We start from the raw sequence: 18370 nt of genomic DNA, 5'->3' as shown, positions 1-18370 counted from the left end.
TGCAGCCTCCCGGCCGATGTACCCCACGCCCGATCAGAGGATTCTTGGTGTTGTCGAAATGTGTCGACACCGAAAGGACTCCCATGTTTGTTGCCTGGCGCGATTTGCGCTTTGCCCGCGGACGATTCGTGCTCATTGGCACCGTTGTCGCCCTCATCACTTTGCTCGTCGGATTTCTGAGCGGCCTCACCGGCGGCTTGGCGGCGCAGAACATTTCGGGGGTGTTGTCGCTCCCCGCTGACCAGCTCGTTTTTGCGACCCCGAGCAGCAAGGGTGCCGACGAAGCGAGCTTCTCCGACTCCAACGTCACCGAGAAGCAGGCGAACATTTGGGCTGCGGCTGACGGTGTTGAATCAGCTAACCCGATCGGCGTCTCGCAGACGAAGGCCGAGTCGCCCGAATCCAGCACCGCTATCGCCATCTTCGGTGTCGCCGCTGACTTCGATGAGACTGCCCCCAGCGGCGACGGCAAGGTTGGCCTCTCGGAGGATGCCGCCACGGGCCTCGACGTCACCACCGGCGACACCATCACGATCGCCGGCACCGACTACACGGTCGAGAAGGTCAGCGGCAACTGGTGGTACAACCACACCCCCGTCGTGCAGATGACCCTCGAAGACTGGCAGGGTTACTCGGCTACGACCGGAAACCCTGATGCCTACGCCACTGCCATTGCGGTCAACGGCGACGCCGACTGGGATGCCATCAACACCGAAGCAGACACCCTCAGCAACTCGGTGTTGTTGTCGCTCACCGCGGTCAGTTCGTTCCGCTCCGAAATCGGTTCGCTGTTGCTGATGGTGGCGATGCTGTTCGGCATTTCGGCTCTCGTCATCGGTGCCTTCTTCACCGTGTGGACGATGCAACGCAAAGCCGACATCGCTGTGCTCAAAGCGCTCGGCGCATCCACCCCATCGCTCGTTCGCGACGCTCTCGGGCAGGCCCTCATCGTGCTGCTGATAGGGGTCGGTATCGGTATCGGCGTGACCGCCATTCTCGGGGCTCTCATGGGTGACGCGTTGCCGTTCATCCTGAACCCGTTCACCACGCTGTTGCCGGGATTCATCATGATTGCGCTCGGCCTTGCCGGGGCTGCTTTCGCCCTTCGTTCTGTCACCACCGCCGACCCCCTCACCGCCCTTGGGAGCACCCGATGATCAACCTCAACAACGTCACCCTCAGCTTTCCCGACGGTGACGGCCGCGTCACTGCGGTCGACCGCGTCACCCTCAGCGCCCGCCCCGGCACAGTCACCGGCATCACCGGGCCCAGCGGTTCCGGCAAGTCGAGCCTGCTTGCCGTCGCAGCGACCCTCATCCGGCCCGACTCCGGTCAGGTCATGATCGATGATGTGGATGCCGCCCAACTGTCAGCCACGGAAGCCACCGTGCTGCGCCGTGACGCCATCGGCATCGTCTTTCAGCAAGCCAACCTGCTGCCGTCGCTGACGGCGCTGGAACAGCTCGCCGTCATGAACGAACTGGGGGCACCCCACAGCCGCCACCGTCGCGCCGCCGTGCGCACGCACGCCGCCGACCTGCTCGCCTCCGTTGGGCTTGGCGACCAGATGCACAAGCGCCCCCACCAGCTTTCGGGCGGTCAACGTCAGCGCATCAACATTGCCCGTGCCCTCATGAACGACCCGAAGGTACTGCTCGTCGACGAACCGACCAGTGCCCTCGACCAGGAGCGGGGCGCGAGCATCATCGACCTCATCCTGCGCCTCACCGACGAACGCAACACCTCAACGCTGCTCGTGACCCACGATCTCGTTCACCTGCCGCGCATGCACGCTGTCGTGAACATGGTCGATGGCGCCCTCAGCGCGGTGCGCGAAGAGGCCCTAGTTACCGCGGGGTAACTTCACTCCCTTGCGGGTTACTAGGGTGCGTGGAGGAACATTATGACCATGACCGACACAATGAACGCCGTAGCGTATTCGCATGCTTTGCCCATTGACGACCCCACGAGCCTGGAAGACGTTACTCTTCCGGTGCCCGCGGTGGGGCCGCACGATCTCCTCGTGAAGGTCGTCGCTGTTTCGGTGAACCCCGCCGATGTGAAGGTGCGCTCCGACATGGATCCGGGTGGCATGCCGACCGTGCTCGGCTTCGACGCCGCCGGAACCGTTACCGCAGTGGGCAGCGATGTCACCCTGTATGCCGTCGGCGACGAGGTCTATTACGCGGGAGCGATGGGCCGTTCAGGCTCCAACGCTGAACTTCAGGCCGTCGACGAGCGCATCGTCGGCACCAAGCCGAAGTCGGCCACCTTCGCCGAAGCCGCCGCACTTCCGCTGACGACGCTCACCGCGTGGGAAGGCCTGTTCGACAAGCTCAAGCTCACCGCCGAGAGCACAGGAACCCTTCTCATCGTGGGCGGAGCAGGCGGAGTCGGCTCGATGGTTATCCAACTCCTGAAGGCACGCACCCCCGGCATCCGCATCATCGCTTCCGCCGGCCGCGAAGCCAGCCAAGAGTGGGTTCGCGGGTTGGGGGCGGATGACGTGGTGCGCCACGGAGATCACCTCGTTGCCGACACCCAGGCCGTCGCCCCCGAGGGCGTCGACTACATCTTCAGCACGAACTCTGTCGGACAGGTCGAGCGCTACGTTGAGCTACTCAACCCCTTCGGCGAGATCGTCGCTACCGACAACCCCGGTCTGATCGACCTCGGAATGTTTTCCGGAAAAGCACTCTCATGGCACGCCGAGCTGATGTTCACTCGCCCCACTTTCGGCCGCGCCGACATGGTCGAGCAGCACAACATCCTCACCGAAGTCGGTCGCATGATCGACGCCGGCACGGCGACAAGCACGGCGACAACCACCTTCGGGCCGATCAACGCCGAGCAACTTCGTCTCGCTCACGCCAGTGTCGAAACCGGTCGCACTCTGGGCAAGGTCGTCGTAACGAACGAGCCGCTCGCGAGCTAGCGAACCGACTCGCTAGTGCCCGACCTCATCGGAATCGACGCCTGACCCGGGAACATCGATGGCCGCAATCGCTTCGAGATCGCGCGAGTCGAGTTCGAAATCAAAGATCGCAATGTTGTCGGCCAACCTTTCGGGGTTGGCCGATTTCGGTATCGCCACGAGACCGTTCTGCAGGTGCCAGCGCAGCGCGATCTGCGCCGCTGAGCGCTCATGCTTCTGGGCAATTTCGAGCAGTACCGGCTGATCGAGCACTCCCTTGATGGGGCTCCACGCTTCCGTGACGATTCCGCGAGAGTCGTGATACGCGCGCTCGGCTAGGCGAGCGTTGGTCGGCGACAGGTCGACCTGGTTGACAGCCGGAACGGTGGTTCCGGCATCCGCCAGCACGTCAAGGTGCGCTGGTTTGAAGTTCGAAACTCCAATGGAGCGCACAAAGCCGTCGGCTTGCAGCTGCTCGAAAGTGCGCCAGGTGGAGAGAAATTTATCGAGTTCTGGTCGTGGCCAGTGGATCAGCAGCAGGTCAACATACTCCAGATCGAGGCGTTCGAGGCTGCCACGCAGCCCATCGATCGCAAGGTCATCGCCCTGAAAGTCGCCATCGAGCTTGGTCGTAATAAAGAGTTCATCGCGGTCAATACCACTGCGACGGATGCCCTCGCCAACGCCCGCTTCGTTGCCGTAGCGCACCGCGGTGTCGATATGGCGGTAGCCGAGTTCAATCGCTGTCGGTACAACAATGGCGACCTCAGCATCGCTGAGCGGCCAAGTGCCAAGGCCAAGCTGGGGAATGCTGTGGCCGTCGTTGAGCGGTATCGAGGGAATCATCCTCTTAGGCTAAACGACGGCCACCACATTTCACCGAAACGCGCTGGATTGCGAATCGGTGGTGGACCTATTAGACCTCGAGTGCGGCCATGGCCGGGTCGGGGTTTCCGAAGCGGTGTGCCGTGATCGACAGCGACTGCTCCTGCACGAAGATCAGCAGTTCAACGCGACCGGAAGTGGTGACCGGTCCCGACCACACTGCCACGTCGGGGTTTCCCTTAACGGCTTCAGCAAGATCAACTGCGGAACCGCCGATGAGGCGCACCCGGTTGGTGTTGAGCTCGCCCTTCGCTGCGCGTTCGTTCCAGCGAGCATCCGATTCAACATGAACTTCGGCAACCGAGACGGCAGCATTTCCTGACTCGAAAGCGTCAGTGAGCAGCGACGGCAACGGGATAGCGGAACTGATGTGAATGGTCGAGCCAACACGAGCAGCACCGGCAACCATCCGCACGAGGTGGCCCATGGGCTCACCCTCAGACAGGCGAACGGTGACGGGCACCGGACGGTAGCGGAACACGTTGCGCTCCACACCGAGGTCTGAGACGTCACGGCTAATACCGAACTCGGTCTCCCACGCACGCTGGTCGCTTTCGGCAGCACGACGCACGCGGTCGAACTCGTCGAATTCCATGCCCGACTGCGCCTTCTTGATAACCGAAGACACCTGGTCGCTGAGGCCACGAACCTGGATGTCGCGAGCGGCGGGCTGCTCAACGGCTTCCCACTGCCCGAGGGTCATCAGGTAGTTGGGTCCGCCAGCCTTGGCATGGCAGCCAACGGCGGAACGCTTCCAACCACCGAAGGGCTGGCGGCGAACGATTGCTCCGGTAATTCCACGGTTGACGTAGGCGTTTCCGGCCTGAACTTCATCGAGCCAGCGAGCGACCTCTGTGGGATCAAGCGAGTGGATCCCTGCGGTCAGTCCGTAGTCCACGGCGTTCTGCATGGCGATCGCTTCGGTAAGGTCCTTGGCGCGCATGACGCCGAGAACGGGGCCGAAGTATTCGGTCTGTGGAATTCACTGCCAGGCACGACACCGGTGCGAACTCCGGGAGTCCACTGCTTGCCTTCGTCATCAAGCTGACGCGGCTTCACGAGCCAGCTCTCGCCGGGAGCGAGAGTGGTGAGGGCCTTCAGCAACTTACCCTGAGCAGCTTCAACGATCGGGCCCATCATGGTGAGCGGGTCCTGCGGAAGGCCGACGCGCAGAGTGCGCACCGAGTCAACAAGCTGACGCTCGAAACGTTCGCTCTTACCAACCGAACCGACCAAGATCACGAGCGAGGCTGCCGAACACTTTTGCCCAGCGTGGCCGAAGGCGCTCTTGGTGACGTCGGCGACGGCGAGATCGAGGTCTGCGCTCGGCGTCACGATGATGGCGTTCTTGCCACTGGTCTCCGCGAGAATCGGCAGGTCATTGCGCCAAGAACGGAACATGGCGGCAGTTTCCCACGCCCCCGTCAGGATGACGCGGTCAACAGCGGGGTCGGCAATCATGACGCGACCGAGTTCACGATCCTTCAGATCAACGAAGGCGAGCACTTCACGCGGCACGCCCGCTTCCCAGAGCGCTTCGACCATTACGGCGGCGCTGCGCTGCGAAAGCTTCGCTGGCTTGATGATGACGCCACTGCCCGAGGCGAGCGCCGAAAGCACGCTGCCGGCGGGAATGGCAACCGGGAAGTTCCACGGCGGAGTAACGATGATGAGCTTTGACGGCACGAACGTGGCATCGTCGATCGCTTCAAGGTCGAGAGAGCGCTCGGCGTAGTAGTGCGCGAAGTCAATCGCTTCGCTGACCTCTACGTCACCTTCGGCGATCGTCTTACCGGCTTCGGTAGCCATAACCTCGATGAGGCGGGCTCGCGAGGCTTCGATCGCGTCGCCGGCGCGGTGCAAGATCGCGGCGCGTTCTGCAGCGGGCATGCCGCCCCAGTTCGCTCCGGCAGCCGTGACGGAGTCGAGGATGCTCTTCATCTGCTCGGGAGTAGTGACAGCGCCAGCCGTGACGGTGTCGATACCGAGCTGCGAGTCGCCGCTGCGCTCGAGGATGGCGCGACCCCAAGTGCGGTTTTCACCAATGGCGGGGTCAGTATCGGCCACGTTGTTGAACGGGCGATCGCCGATGAGAGCTGCGGGCTGGTTGCGGTCCTGCACCCGGTTGGATACCTGTGCTGGTTCGTTGAGGTTAGCGAGCGAAGCCAAGAAACGGTCTTGCTCGCGCACGAAGATGTGCTCGTTGCTCGAGAGCTCGAAGAGGCCAGACATGAAGTTCTCGGTGCTGGCGTTCTCTTCGAGGCGGCGCACGAGGTAGCTAATGGCCGAGTCGAATTCGCTCGGCTGAACAACGGGTGTGTACAGCAGCAGGCTGCCGACATCCTTCCGGACTGCTTCGGCCTGGCCCGTAGCCATTCCGAGCAGCATCTCGAATTCGATGCCCTCAGTGACGCCACGCTCTTGAGCGAGGTGCCACGCGAACGCGATGTCAAAGAGGTTGTGGCCGGCAACACCGATGCGAACAGCGTCGATGTGCTCGGGGGTGAATGCCCAATCGAGCACACGCTTGTAGTGAGTGTCGCTGTCTTGCTTGGAGCCCCACGTAGCCATCGGCCAGTGGTGCGTTACCGCGTCAACGTGCTCCATGGCGAGGTTGGCGCCCTTAACAACGCGAACCTTGATGCTGGCGCCGCCGCGAGCGCGACGAGCCGTTGACCAGGTGGTGAGTTCCTTGATCGCGTCGAGCGCGTCTGGCAGGTAAGCCTGAAGAACGATACCGGCTTCGAGTTCGAGCAGCTCTGGCTGGTCGAGAAGCTTCTCGAAGACCGCAATGGTGAGGTCGAGGTCTTTGAACTCTTCCATGTCGAGGTTGATGAACTTCTTCTCCGGCGAGCGCAGGGCAAGCAGGTAGAGCGGCGTGAGGCGGTCGACAACACGGTCGACGGTCTCATCGAAGGCCCACATCGAAAGCTGGGAGACGACCGACGAAACCTTGATGGAAACGTAGTCAACGTCATCCCGCTGCAAGAGCGCGCGGGTGCCGGCAAGGCGGTTGTCTGCCTCATCATCACCGAGCACGGCTTCACCGAGCAGGTTGAGGTTCAGGTTGACGCCTTCACGACGCAAGTGCACGAGGGCCTTGTCGAGCTTGGCCGGGGTTGCATCGATGATGAGGTGCCCGACCATGCCGCGGAGCACGCGGCGGGCGATCGGAACGATGATCCACGGCAGCAGGGGCGCAAAGCCACCGCCAACGAGAATTGCGAAGCGGAGGTACCACGGCAAGAACGCCGGGATGATGTGGGTCAGACGCTCGAGGTTGCGGCCGGCGACGCGGAGGTCTTCGGGGCGAACCACGGTGTCGATGAAGCCGAGAGTGAACTCGAGGCCATTCGGATCTTTTAGTACACCGGCGAGGCGCGTGGCGCTCGCGTCGGTGGGAAACTCTTCACTTTCAGCCAGCCAACGACGAACGGTGGCTACCGTTTGGTGGCAATCTGCTGGTGTGAAGCATCAAGGTTGTCGGTATGAGTTGACATGCTCACGAGAATAGGCCTCCGAACGGGGTATGGGCTGGAACTCTCAGTGTGTGCCCCACAGTGCCTTTAGCAAAAGCGACGGAATTCGCATGGTTTCAGTTAGAATAAGTTAACGATTGGCGGAGAAATGCTCGATGTTCGACGACTGCGACTTTTGCGTGAACTTAAGCTCCGCGGAACCATCGCTGCGGTAGCCAGCGCACTGAGCTACACCCCCTCCGCAGTGTCCCAACAATTGGCCCTATTAGAGGAAGAAGCGCGGGTACCGCTCCTTGTTAAAGCGGGCCGCCGCGTGCAATTAACCCCCGAAGCCGAGCTGCTCGTCGAGCACACCGTAGCCCTTCTCGAACGCCTCGAACTCATGGAAGCCGAGATCCACTCATCGCTCACCGAGGTGCGGGGAACCGTGCGTCTCGCCGTCTTTCAGTCCGCCGCCCTCGGCATCATTCCCCAAGCGCTCAGCATCATCGCCCACGAGCACCCCCAATTGCGCATCGAAATGACCCAGCGCGAACCCGAAAGCGCCCTCTTTGAGACTTGGACGCGCGAATTCGACCTCGTGATCGCCGAACAATATCCCGGCCACGCAGCCCCCCGGCACCCCGACCTCGACATGATCCCGCTCTACGCCGACGAACTCTCCCTCGCCGTTCCCCTCGACAGCGACATCACCTCCCTCACCGACACAGCCCGCAGCGCCTGGGTGATGGAACCCCGCGGCACCGCATCGCGCCACTGGGCAGAACAGCAGTGCCGCCGAGCAGGCATAGAACCCGACGTACGTTACGAAACTGCCGACCTTCAGGCGCACATCCGGCTCGTTGAATCCGGTCACGCCACCGCGATTCTTCCGGGTCTCGTCTGGGGCAGCCGAACCCCAACGGTCGCTCTGCGCCCCATGCCGGGCCTCCCCCGCCGCACCGTCTTCACCTCGGTGCGCGACTCGAGCGTTCTCCGGCCATCGATCATCGCGTGCCGCGAAGTGCTCGAGCAGGTCGTTCAAGCGCTAGCGCCCGAGTAGATCGAACCGAACCAGAGCTGGCCGGACTACGCCGAATCGCGAATGACGAGCTCAGTGCTCAATGTCGTCACGGTATCGACGGGCCGGTTTTCGATCAGGCCCACAATCATTTCGGCCATACGTCGCCCCATTTCGAGCGAGGGTTGGCGCACTGTCGTGAGGGGCGGAGTAGCGGTGCTGCCGTAGTTGTCGTCATCGAAGCCGACGACGGCGATGTCTTCGGGAACGCTGAGCCCGGCTTCACGGATGGCCGAGTAGGCGCCGATCGCCATTTGGTCGTTGGCCGCAAAAACTCCGTCGATGGGTTCCCCGCGGGCGAGAAGTCGACGCATTGCTTCCGCCCCGGAGGGCGGCGAGAAGTCGCCAACCTCGACGAGGTCGCTGGTGAGCCCGTGCTTCGTGAGCGTCGTGTGGAACGCATCCAAACGGTCGACCCCGGGAGGCATGTCTTGGGGGCCTGCGATGGTGGCGAGGTTGCGGCGCCCGGAGGCCAGCAGGTGCTCGACGGCCGAGCAGGCGCCGGTGAAGTTGTCGACATCCACAAAGTAGTTATTGCCGTCGACCTGATTGAGGGGGCGCCCGCCGAAGACGACCGGCAGGGTGCGACTGAGCTCAGAGTAGGAGTGGTCACCGGTGTGGTGCGAGACCACGAGGGCACCGTCAACGTTGCCGCCGAGCAGATAGCGCCGGGTTTTATACGACGCCTTCTCTGATTCGATGATCATCGTGAGCGTGTAATCGGTGTCGGCAAGGTACAGCGCGACCCCCTGAACTACGGCGGCGAAGAAGGGGTCATCGAAGACTTTGGCCGCCGACTCCGGAACGACCAAGGCGATGGCCTGAGTTTTGCGGCTGACCAGTGAGCGAGCAGCGCGATTCGGAACATAGTTCAGTTCGTCGATCGCGGCCTGCACTGCCGCCGCAACATCCGCTTTCACCTTGGGCGACCCGTTGACTACACGAGAGACTGTGGCACGCGAAACACCTGCCTGTGCCGCCACCATTTCTAGTGTCGGCATGGCACCGCTGCGCAATTTCTCCGCCACGAGTTCGCTCTCCATCAGTAGGGGTGTACTTACCTTAACGCTCTCACACGGCGATCTTGGTTGAGGCGATCAGCGCGGCGTACTCGTTCGCGCTGCGCTTCGGAACCCGTTCTTGAGTTTCGTAGTCGACGTACACAATGCCGAAGCGCTTGTTGTAACCCCACGCCCATTCAAAGTTGTCGAGCAGTGACCAGACGAAATAACCGCGCACATCAGCACCGTCGGCAATCGCATCTGCGACGGCTTGGATGTGCTGCTCGATGTACCGAGTTCGTTCGGCATCATCGATCGTGTCGCCGACACGGTTGTCGTCGTAGGAGGCACCGTTCTCGGTGACATACAGCGGCGGCAAGGTCGGATATTCCTGGCCGAGGCGAACAAGCAAGTGGTGCAACCCGCTGGGGTTGACCTCCCAATCCATGGCCGTGCGGGTGAGGTCGCGCGGCGGAGTCGTCACGAACTCACTGCCGACGAAGGGCGAACGACCGGGCTTAGTGGTGGGTCGAAGCCCGGGCGTCGCGTCGGCGGGAGCGGGGTGTCCGCTCACGTTGTCGTCGTGATAGTGGTTGACGCCCAAGAAGTCGATGGGGGCGGAGATGATCTCCAAGTCGCCAGCCTGCACGTACTGCTCGAAGTCGTATTCGCGCACATCCTCGATTACGTCAGCGGGGTAAGCACCAAGAACGAGAGGCTCGAGAAACATGCGATTCCAGATGCCGTCAATGCGACGGGCAGCATCCTGATCAACAGGATCGCTCGGGTCGTTCGGCACAGCATTGGTCAGGTTCAGCGTGATGCCGAGCTCAATTTCGCGCCCCTTTGCTGCGGCCAGGTCGCGCAGTCGGGCTGCGGCCAAACCGTGAGCGAGGTGCTGGTGGTGCAGGGCAGCCAGACCGAGATTGGGGTCAGTGAGCCCGGGAGCGTGTTCACCCGCAACGTAGCCAATGAGCGAGGAGCAGAGCGGTTCGTTGAAGGTTGTCCAGTGACTGACCCGATCGCCGAGAGCGTTGTACACAGCTTCGGCATAGTCAGCGAAACGGTACGCGGTGTCGCGATTAGCCCAGCCACCCTTCTCCTGAAGGGCTTGCGGAAGATCCCAGTGATAGAGCGTGAGCCACGGCAGGATGCCGGCCTCCAGCAACGAATCAACGAGTCGGCTGTAGAAATCGAGGCCCTCAGCATTTGGGGTGCGGTCTCCGGGAACAACGCGCGCCCAGCTGGTCGAGAAGCGGTAGGAGTCGAGGCCCAGCTCTTTCATGAGCTGCACGTCTTCGCGCATCCGGTAATAGTGGTCGACCGCTATTTCGGGGGTATCGCCGTTCGCCACGGCGAAGGGCACACGGGCGTAGGCATCCCAGATGGAATCCTCTTTGCCACCTTCGTGGGCTGCACCCTCGATTTGGGCGGCAGCGGTGGCAGAGCCCCACAGGAATCCTTGCGGCCAAGTGTTGGTAGAAATATTCATTAGCCTTTTACTGCTCCTGCCATGATGCCCGAGACGAGTTGCCGCCCCGCGAGAATAAAGATGATGAGCAGTGGCAAGGTGGCCAATACTGCTCCCGAAAGTACAACTGAGTAGTCGACATATTTTGCGCTCTGAAGCTGACTGAGCGCCACCTGCAGGGTCGGATTTTGAGGAGAGACCAGCAACGGCCAGAGGTAGTCGGTCCAGGCGGTCATGAACGTGAAGAGACCGAGGATGGCCATAGCCGGCCGCGCGGCGGGCAATCCCACAGTGAGGAATGTGCGGAACATGTTTGCTCCGTCGACGCGGGCCGCTTCGATGAGTTCGTCGGGAATGACATCCACCAGATATTGGCGCATGAAGAACACGCCGAACGCGGTCACGAGGGTCGGCACGATGACGGCGCCGAGGGTGCCGGTCCAGCCGAACTCTTTCATGAGCATGAACTGCGGGATGATGCCGAGCTGGGTCGGCACCGCGAGCGTCGCGATCACGAAGATCATGAGCCCTTCGCGGCCCTTGAAGCGCAGCTTGGCGAAGGCATAGCCGGCCAGCGTCGAGAAGAAGATCACTGAGGTCGTGATGATTGTGGAGACGATGATGCTGTTCAGTAGCGACTGCCAAAACGGAACCGTTGTCAGCACTTCGCTGATGTTGATCCAGAACCGACCGCCGGGTAGCAGCGGCGGCCACGTTTCGGTGATCGCGGTGTTGTCGCTTGAGCCAACAACGTACGACCACCAGAGCGGGTACGAACCGCCGAGAAAGAGGGCGAGCAGGATGCCGTAGACGAAGAAGCCGGGGCGCTCTGCGAGTCCGCGGGCGCGGCCACGACCGCGGCGGTTCTCTTTCACTTGCGTGCGCGCATCCGTTGTTTCCTTCGGGCTGCGCGTGGGGGTGGTGGTGCTCATGAGCGCTTCTCCTCATCTGCGACAGTTGCCGCCGGTGCACCAGTGCTGGCATTGGCGGGGATGTTCGCCGCGGTGGTGGCGCGGTATTTCGCCAGTTTCTTGGCGCGACGCTTCGAGATGACCTTCACTTCGGTGGAGGCAATCTTGCGCGAGATGGCAAAGTTCAACAGTCCGAAGCCAACGATGATGATGAACAGCAGCCACGCAATCGCGGACGCCTTACCAAAGTCACCGCGGTTGAAGGCCATATCCCACAGGTAGAGCACCGTGGTTTGGTACTCGCGGTGGGCGCCACCCAGGTTGGCACTGGTGGGGTTGAAGAGCTTCGGTTCGGTGAAGATCTGCAGTCCGCCGATGGTGGCGGTGATGATGACGAAGATCATGGTGGGGCGGATGCTCGGCAACGTCATCGAGAAGAAGCGACGCACGGCGCCCGCTCCATCGAGGGCTGCCGATTCGTAGATGTCGCGGGGAACAGCCTGCATCGCGGCAAGAAGGATGAGGGCGTTGTAGCCGGTCCAGCGCCAGTTGACCATCGAGGCGATAGCGAAGTGGCTCGCGAAGACTTCGCTCTTCCACATGACCGGCTCGATGTTGAACGAGGTCAGGATGTTATTGATGAGACCGTACTTCTCGCCGAACGCACTCGAGAAGATGATCGCCACCGCGACCGGAGTCACGATGTAGGGGATCAGGATGCTCATGCGCCAGAACGTTTTGGCGCGGATGTTCTGGTCGAGCAGGGCCGCAATGAAGACGGCGGCAACCAGCTGCGGGATCGCGCTGAGCAGGAAGATGCTCATGGTGTTGAAGAGCGAGTTCCAGAAGTAGGGGTCGTTCAACTCGGCAACGTAGTTGTCGAGGCCGATCCATTCGCCGGGGCCACTCAGAATGTCCCAGTCGTTGAGGGACACCACGAACGTGTAGATGAGCGGGAAGAGCCCGATGAGTGCGAAGAGCACAAAGAACGGGGCGATGTAGAGGTAGGGGGATGCTTTCACATCGAGACGACTGAGACGCTGCCGTCTGGTGAGCAGGGCTTTGTCAGCCTCAGAGCGTTTCTTCGCCAGACCAGTATCTGGTCGGGGAGGGCTCGTCATGGTCGTCATGTGGGGAGTCGCTTTCAAGAAATGAGGCCCCCGGCAAAGGGGACGCCGGGGGCCTCAGTTGCTTCTAGGTGATTAGTTGAGGTCGAGGTTCTTCAGAACCTCAAGCGCGTTGTTCCACGCCGTGTCTCCGTCAACACCCGAGTCGAGTTCCTTGGTAGCGGGGCCGAAGACCTGCTCCTGAACTACGGCGTCGTTCGGACCCTTGAACTGAGCCTTCACGCCTTCGGCACGCGATCCGAGGATCGTGCCGATGGGAGCGTCGTTGAAGAAGGTGCTGAGCTCGCTGCCGCCGGTTACACCGTCGTCAGTCTGAGCAGCAACAACACTGGGGAAGGTTCCTGCGGCTTGGAAAGCAGCAACTTCGGACTCGGTCGAGGTGAGGTAAGCGGCAAGCTTTGCTGCCTCTTCAGGGTGCTTCGACTGCGTGGGTACGGTCAAGAATGCGCCGCCCCAGTTAGCTGCTCCACCGGGGAAGACGTCAGCGAAGTCCCAGCCGCTGTCGGCGTCTCCGCCTGCTGCTTCAACCTGTCCCTTGACGACACCGAGCATCCAGCCGGGGCACATGAACGTGGCGAATGAGCCATCAACGAAGGCCTTTCCCCCGCCCCAGTCCCACGCGCTCTGCTCAGCCGAGAGACCGGATGCTGCGCCATCAGCCAGCTTGTCCCACTGGCTCTTGAGGTCAGAGTTGCCTTCGATGTCGAGCTCTCCACCGGCGGTGTAGTAGCCCTCGTCGAGCTGGTTAACCATGGCGTTCCAGACGAATCCGGAGTGGTCATAGAAAGCCTTGCCGGTTGCTGCGTTGTAGTCCTTGCCGACTTGGAAGAATTCATCCCAGGTTGCGTCGTCGCCACCGAAGAGCTCGGCAACTCCTTCGCGGTCACCGGGCATGCCAGCGGCTTCGAGGAGGTCTCCGTTGTAGCAGAGACCCTCGGGGCCGATGTCGGTTCCGTAGCCGATGATGCGGCCGTCGGCGTCGGTGCCCTGAGCGAGCTTCCAGTCGACCCAGCGGTCCTTGATGTCGTCGGCGCCATATTCGCTGAGGTCAACGAACGTGTCGGAGACCTGCATGACCTGTCCGAGCCAGCCTTCTTCAACAGCCTGCACGTCGGCGAGTCCAGCGCCAGCGGCCTGCTTGGTCTTCCAGTCGGTGAGGGCGTTTCCACCGGTGTCGATGTTGGTGGCCTTGATGGTGATGTTGGGGTTCTCGGCTTCGTACGCTGCGTACAGGTCGTCGAGACCCATGGTGCCGAAGGTGGTCACGGTGAGGGTGATGTCGCCATCACTGTCGCCGCCTGCGGCTGCTGAACAGCCGGTCGCGAGTAGAGCGATGGATGCTGCGCCTGCGACGGCTGCAACCATCTTGGTGCGTCGTTGAGTTTTCACGGTCACTTCCTTGTGAATGAGGGATATTGGTGCCGAAAGAGTTCCCCCATCAGGAATGAGAGCGCTCTCACGATTGCAGGCTGAGTCTATGAGAGCGCTCTCTCGAATGTCAAGAGAGCGCTCTCACATCCGAGAAAGTCACACAAGTCGCTGTAAACGCTTGCGGTGCGCGCTTATTCCCAGGTGCTTGGCGCTTCAGCGCGACTGACGGGCAGCGCAACATGATCGGCCCACTCCTGAACCCAGTCGGGCATGATGGGCTGTTCGTCATCCCAGCCGATGGTTTCGAGCAGTTCGGCAACGCTGACGGTGCCGCCAGAGCTCCGAAGGAAGCGGGCCCGGGTCATCGCCTGGGCGTAAATCTGGCCGTCAACCACAAAACGTTGTTCGACAAATACCGCCTTGTCGTCGTACCCCACAACGCGCGATTCGAGCTGAAACTTCTTCCACAGATCGAGCGACTTGCGAAAGCTGATGGTCTCGTTGGCCATCACCGGGTAAAACCCTTTGGCCCGAAGCTTCTGCCAGCCGCCGGCGCGGATCAGCAGGTCCATGCGGCCGATATCCATGATCGAGAAGTACACACCGTTATTCATGTGGCGCAGCAGGTCAACATCGGTAGGCAACACCCGCAGCGACATGGCGCCCACATCGGTGATCCCGAGGGCCGATCGACGCGTGCTGAGGATGCGATGCAAGATAGTGCGGAAGATCAGATTCACTCGCCCAGATTAGGTGAATCGTGATCGACATCGTAAATCGTTTGTAGGGATTCTCTAGCGTGTGCGTGCGATGCACGGCACCGAATGCGCGGCTCCAAGCGCGCGGCTGGCTCCCCCTCCTCCCGACGAGGCGAGGGAGCTTCCCACGGTGCCGCTGTTAGATCAGCGCGTCTACTGCCGCACTTGCCTTCTTCATAGCGTCGGCAGGCGAAGACTGACCGATGAGCACGGCCTGCACTTGCTCGGCAATCGCGGTCTCCATCTGCGCATACGAGACATAGGGCCAGAGCGGGCTCGCGGCAGCATCCACCGTGATCTTCTCCGTGAAACTCGCCAAAAATGGGTCGTTCGAGCCAGCAGTTTCGCTCAGCGCCGGAGCCGTTGTCGGCGGCAATCCCAGCTGAGTGAAGTAGTCAACGGTCTGAGCTTTATCGCTCGTTAGCCACTGCGCGAACTTTGCTGCCGTTTGCGAGCCAGCACCGTCGACAACCGCCACGAGGTGACCCCACAGTACTTCTTGCGGAACGTCGCCTGACTTGAGCACCGGGCGCGCGATCGGCATCATCTTGTCGGAGAGCCCACCATCCGGTGACTGGGAGACGACCCCAGCCTTGCCGACAGGAGCGTCGTCGTAGATGGCGGCGTTGCCCTGAGCAAAGAGCGAGCGAGCAGCAGAGCGGTCGATGTCGGCCGAAATCAGGCCTTCGTCATAGAGCTTCTTGTACCAAGTGACAGCTTCGATGGCTTCGTCGCCAGCCAGCGCAGATTTTCCGCCCTCGACGATGGGCGAGCCGAAGGTCTGCATCCACACGAGGATATCTTTGAGGCCGGCAGCCTTGGTCGCGGCAGCGTAAGGAATCACGCCGATTCCCTTGAGGGCCCGAAGGTTGTCTTCGAATTCCTCAATGGTCTTCGGGTCGCTGGATGCACCAGCTTTGTCGAGAAGCTCGGCATTTGTTACGAGCCCGATAGCGGCAATGGTCCACGGCAGCCCTAGCTGCTTGCCCTCGTTCTTGCCCGCGGCAAGCGCAGCCGGGGTGTACTCGCGGCCTTCGGCGTACGAGGAAAGATCGACGAGCTTACCGAGTGCCGCCAGACTTGACAGCCACGCAACATCGAGCTGCGCCGCTCCGGAGAACTGACCGCCGCGAATCTGGAGCATCATTTGGCTGAGGTAGTCGTTGAAAGGGTAGCTTGGCGTCGTTACTGCTACGCCTTCGCTTTTAGCAAAGGAGTTGGCGGCGGCCAAAAGCACGGGCTTCGTGGCGTCTTCTGACATTCCCCACGACGCGAATGCAAAGTCTGCTGCTGCCGCGTTCGGATCGAGAGTGGCGGTACCCACCGGCGATGTTGCGCAGCCCGCCGTGCCTCCTAGCAGCGCTAGGCTTCCGAACCCTACTGCTCCAAACCGAAGCAGGTCTCTGCGGTTGAGGTTCACGGTCATGATTCTCCTTTGAATAGCTGTTGTGAATGTGAATTGCGAATTGCGAATTGCGAAAAACGCGGATGCTGCAGCTGAGGTGTTAGCCCTTCACCGCTCCCGCAGTGATGCCACCGACGAGAAAGCGTTGCAAGAAGATGAACGCGATGCAGACGGGAGCAGAGACGAGCAACGAGGCCGCCATGAGCGCTGGCCAGGCCGCACTCGCCTCGAAAATGAAGGTGTTGACGAGACCAGGCGGAAGGGTTTGCTTCTCCGGGCCAGCAAGAGTCAGCGCGAACATGAAGTCGTTCCAGCCGCGCACAAAGGCGAAGAGACCCGCAGCCACCAGTCCCGGCAGCGCGAGCGGGAGGATTACCGAATGGAACGTTCGCCACGGCCCCGCCCCGTCGATCTTCGCAGCCTCGATGAGGTCATCCGGCAGCGCATCGAAGAAGCCTTTGAGCATCCAGACGCACAGCGGCAGGGTGAAGGTGGTGAATGAAATGATGAGCGCTTGATAGGTGTTCAGCAAACCGAATTGCGCGAACACTACGTAGAGAGTAACGAGCAACAGCGCCTGCGGAAACATCTGGCTCGACAGCACGAAGTACATCAGCGACTTGCGACCCCGGAAGCGGAACTTGGAGAACGCGTACCCCATGTACATCGAGACAACGACTGAGAGAACCGCCGTCACGACCGACACGATGATGCTGTTTTTGAGGTATCCGAAAATTGCCGGGTTGGCGAAGACCGAAACATAGTGCTCGAAAGTCACCTCAGTGGGCACGAGGCTGGGCGGGTACGCAAAGACCTGGTCGTTCGGAGTGACCGACGTCACGGCGAGCCAGTAGATCGGCAGAAAAGCGAAGAGCCCGATGACGGTTAGAGTGCTCCACAGCGCCCACCGAAATGGTTTCTTCCGCCGAGCTGAGAGCGCGAGCCTCCCCTGCGATTTCGGATCAGCGTTCTCTGCTTCGACTGTCAGCGCCGTGGCGGGAACCATCGTTGTCGTTTCCATGATCAGTCCTTTGATCCTCGTTCGGAAAAGCGCACGTACACGACGACCAGGATCATCAGGAGTCCCATCCACAACAGGCCTAGCGCGCCGGCATGACCGAGGTCATATCCCTTGAACGCTGTGTCGTATACCTCTGTCGCGAAGGTTCTTGTGCTGCCAGCGGGGCCACCACCAGTGAGCACGAAAATGGTGTCGAAGTGCTGGAAGTTCCAGATAAATTCGAGCAGGATGACGAGCCCGGCAATGCCGCTGAGGTGGGGCCACGTGACCGTAAAAAAGCGACGGATCGGCCCAGCACCGTCGATCGCGGCCGCTTCGTGGAGTTCGCCCGGCACCGTCTGCAGCCCCGCGAGAAGCATGACCATCATCCAAGGAAACGAGTTCCACGTCTTGGCAACGATGAGAGCGCCGCGAGCGCTGTCGACGCCGAAGAGCCAAGCGATGGGTTCGTCAATGATTCCGATTTGGGTCAAGACGCCGTTGAGAACCCCGTAGTTCGCATCGAAGATCCACATCCACAGGAACGACACGACGACGCCCGGAATGAGCCAAGGGATGAGAAAAGCCCCGCGAAAGAAACGCTGGCCGCGGAATCGTTCATTGAGAACGAGAGCAAGTCCCATGCCGATGACGAAGGGAAAGAACGTGGTGCCGATGGTGAAGATCAGCGTCTGGTTGAGAAGGGCACCAAAGTCGTTAGCTAGTACGTCAGCGATGTTTTGGAACCCGACGAAACTCATCCCGGGGTAGAGAAGACTCTCTTCGAAGAATGCTGAGACAAGCGACCGAATCAACGGATAGACGACAACGGCGAGCAAAAGCAGAATTCCCGGCGCAAGCAAGAAGAACAAGAAGCTGCGCTCGTCAAAACGCTTGCCCTTGCCGTACTCCCGTCGCCCAGTGACGGTGGTCCGCGGCGTTGCGTCCAGTGCCATTCGATGCCTCTCATAAAATATCGGAATTTGGT

General features: G+C 61.2%; 14 protein-coding genes and 1 pseudogene. 4 read left to right on the top strand and 11 right to left on the bottom strand.

The window, feature by feature from the left end; genetic code table 11:
* Positions 1-83 precede the first annotated feature (83 nt).
* From ON14_RS09340 to ON14_RS09330, 3 genes are read left to right on the top strand one after another with little or no spacing between them, the layout of a single operon-like run.
* Positions 84-1157, top strand: coding sequence for an ABC transporter permease (locus tag ON14_RS09340; RefSeq protein ID WP_010204709.1), 1074 nt, complete (start codon positions 84-86; stop codon positions 1155-1157).
* Positions 1154-1861, top strand: a complete 708-nt coding sequence (locus ON14_RS09335; RefSeq protein ID WP_010204708.1) for an ABC transporter ATP-binding protein — start codon at positions 1154-1156, stop codon at positions 1859-1861. Before ON14_RS09340 ends, ON14_RS09335 begins: the two co-directional genes overlap by 4 nt.
* A gap of 48 nt (positions 1862-1909) precedes the next feature.
* The gene (locus tag ON14_RS09330) at positions 1910-2935 is read left to right on the top strand and encodes a zinc-binding alcohol dehydrogenase family protein (protein ID WP_026037639.1); all 1026 of its coding nucleotides are present in this window, start codon (positions 1910-1912) and stop codon (positions 2933-2935) included.
* Between the two features lie 12 nt (positions 2936-2947).
* On the opposite strand, the gene ON14_RS09325 is transcribed toward ON14_RS09330, so the two are convergent.
* Both ON14_RS09325 and ON14_RS09320 read right to left on the bottom strand, forming a co-directional pair.
* Complete coding sequence (locus ON14_RS09325; RefSeq protein ID WP_010204706.1) at positions 2948-3760, bottom strand: aldo/keto reductase; 813 nt, start codon at positions 3758-3760, stop codon at positions 2948-2950.
* Between the two features lie 70 nt (positions 3761-3830).
* Positions 3831-7222: pseudogene (locus ON14_RS09320) on the bottom strand (bifunctional proline dehydrogenase/L-glutamate gamma-semialdehyde dehydrogenase).
* 204 nt (positions 7223-7426) lie between these two features.
* On the opposite strand from ON14_RS09320, the gene ON14_RS09315 reads away from it, so the two are divergent.
* Positions 7427-8320 (top strand): LysR family transcriptional regulator, encoded by an 894-nt coding sequence (locus tag ON14_RS09315; RefSeq protein ID WP_010204705.1) that lies wholly within the window; start codon positions 7427-7429, stop codon positions 8318-8320.
* Positions 8321-8346: 26 nt separating this feature from the next.
* Here the strand turns inward: ON14_RS09315 and ON14_RS09310 are convergent, their stop codons facing one another.
* The 9 genes from ON14_RS09310 to ON14_RS09270 all read right to left on the bottom strand — a co-directional run bounded on the left by ON14_RS09310 (position 8347) and on the right by ON14_RS09270 (position 18338).
* Positions 8347-9381: a LacI family DNA-binding transcriptional regulator gene (locus ON14_RS09310; RefSeq protein ID WP_010204704.1), complete on the bottom strand. Its 1035-nt coding sequence runs from the start codon at positions 9379-9381 to the stop codon at positions 8347-8349.
* A gap of 28 nt (positions 9382-9409) precedes the next feature.
* Positions 9410-10831 carry a glycoside hydrolase family 1 protein gene (locus ON14_RS09305; RefSeq protein ID WP_010204701.1) on the bottom strand — a complete coding sequence of 474 codons (1422 nt, stop codon included), beginning with the start codon at positions 10829-10831 and terminating at the stop codon, positions 9410-9412.
* Positions 10831-11742: a carbohydrate ABC transporter permease gene (locus ON14_RS09300; protein ID WP_010204700.1), complete on the bottom strand. Its 912-nt coding sequence runs from the start codon at positions 11740-11742 to the stop codon at positions 10831-10833. The genes ON14_RS09305 and ON14_RS09300 overlap by 1 nt, the downstream gene beginning before the upstream one ends.
* Complete coding sequence (locus tag ON14_RS09295; protein WP_010204698.1) at positions 11739-12851, bottom strand: carbohydrate ABC transporter permease; 1113 nt, start codon at positions 12849-12851, stop codon at positions 11739-11741. The genes ON14_RS09300 and ON14_RS09295 overlap by 4 nt, the downstream gene beginning before the upstream one ends.
* A gap of 72 nt (positions 12852-12923) precedes the next feature.
* Entirely contained in the window at positions 12924-14237 is a 1314-nt protein-coding gene (locus ON14_RS09290) for an extracellular solute-binding protein (protein WP_010204697.1), read from the bottom strand.
* Between the two features lie 173 nt (positions 14238-14410).
* On the bottom strand, positions 14411-14959 hold the full coding sequence (locus ON14_RS09285; RefSeq protein WP_010204695.1) for a thioesterase family protein: 549 nt from the start codon (positions 14957-14959) through the stop codon (positions 14411-14413).
* Between the two features lie 157 nt (positions 14960-15116).
* Positions 15117-16403 carry an extracellular solute-binding protein gene (locus ON14_RS09280; protein WP_010204694.1) on the bottom strand — a complete coding sequence of 429 codons (1287 nt, stop codon included), beginning with the start codon at positions 16401-16403 and terminating at the stop codon, positions 15117-15119.
* A gap of 79 nt (positions 16404-16482) precedes the next feature.
* Positions 16483-17403, bottom strand: a complete 921-nt coding sequence (locus ON14_RS09275) for a carbohydrate ABC transporter permease (protein WP_010204693.1) — start codon at positions 17401-17403, stop codon at positions 16483-16485.
* Between the two features lie 2 nt (positions 17404-17405).
* On the bottom strand, positions 17406-18338 hold the full coding sequence (locus ON14_RS09270) for a carbohydrate ABC transporter permease (RefSeq protein WP_010204692.1): 933 nt from the start codon (positions 18336-18338) through the stop codon (positions 17406-17408).
* Positions 18339-18370 lie beyond the last annotated feature (32 nt).

It is taken from the genome of Salinibacterium sp. PAMC 21357, from assembly GCF_000247645.1.
Lineage (GTDB): Bacteria > Actinomycetota > Actinomycetes > Actinomycetales > Microbacteriaceae > Rhodoglobus.
This window is presented reverse-complemented; position numbering and strand designations above follow the sequence as displayed.

What these genes read in the sequence shown, in the direction of transcription:
- ON14_RS09270 (WP_010204692.1), bottom strand. Translation starts at nt 18,338, where the DNA reads ATGGCACTGGACGCAACGCCGCGGACCACCGTCACTGGGCGACGGGAG.
- ON14_RS09340 (WP_010204709.1), top strand. Translation starts at nt 84, where the DNA reads ATGTTTGTTGCCTGGCGCGATTTGCGCTTTGCCCGCGGACGATTCGTG.
- ON14_RS09305 (WP_010204701.1), bottom strand. Translation starts at nt 10,831, where the DNA reads ATGAATATTTCTACCAACACTTGGCCGCAAGGATTCCTGTGGGGCTCT.
- ON14_RS09310 (WP_010204704.1), bottom strand. Translation starts at nt 9,381, where the DNA reads ATGGAGAGCGAACTCGTGGCGGAGAAATTGCGCAGCGGTGCCATGCCG.
- ON14_RS09325 (WP_010204706.1), bottom strand. Translation starts at nt 3,760, where the DNA reads ATGATTCCCTCGATACCGCTCAACGACGGCCACAGCATTCCCCAGCTT.
- ON14_RS09315 (WP_010204705.1), top strand. Translation starts at nt 7,427, where the DNA reads ATGCTCGATGTTCGACGACTGCGACTTTTGCGTGAACTTAAGCTCCGC.
- ON14_RS09275 (WP_010204693.1), bottom strand. Translation starts at nt 17,403, where the DNA reads ATGGAAACGACAACGATGGTTCCCGCCACGGCGCTGACAGTCGAAGCA.
- ON14_RS09295 (WP_010204698.1), bottom strand. Translation starts at nt 12,851, where the DNA reads ATGACGACCATGACGAGCCCTCCCCGACCAGATACTGGTCTGGCGAAG.
- ON14_RS09335 (WP_010204708.1), top strand. Translation starts at nt 1,154, where the DNA reads ATGATCAACCTCAACAACGTCACCCTCAGCTTTCCCGACGGTGACGGC.
- ON14_RS09330 (WP_026037639.1), top strand. Translation starts at nt 1,910, where the DNA reads ATGACCGACACAATGAACGCCGTAGCGTATTCGCATGCTTTGCCCATT.
- ON14_RS09280 (WP_010204694.1), bottom strand. Translation starts at nt 16,403, where the DNA reads ATGACCGTGAACCTCAACCGCAGAGACCTGCTTCGGTTTGGAGCAGTA.
- ON14_RS09300 (WP_010204700.1), bottom strand. Translation starts at nt 11,742, where the DNA reads ATGAGCACCACCACCCCCACGCGCAGCCCGAAGGAAACAACGGATGCG.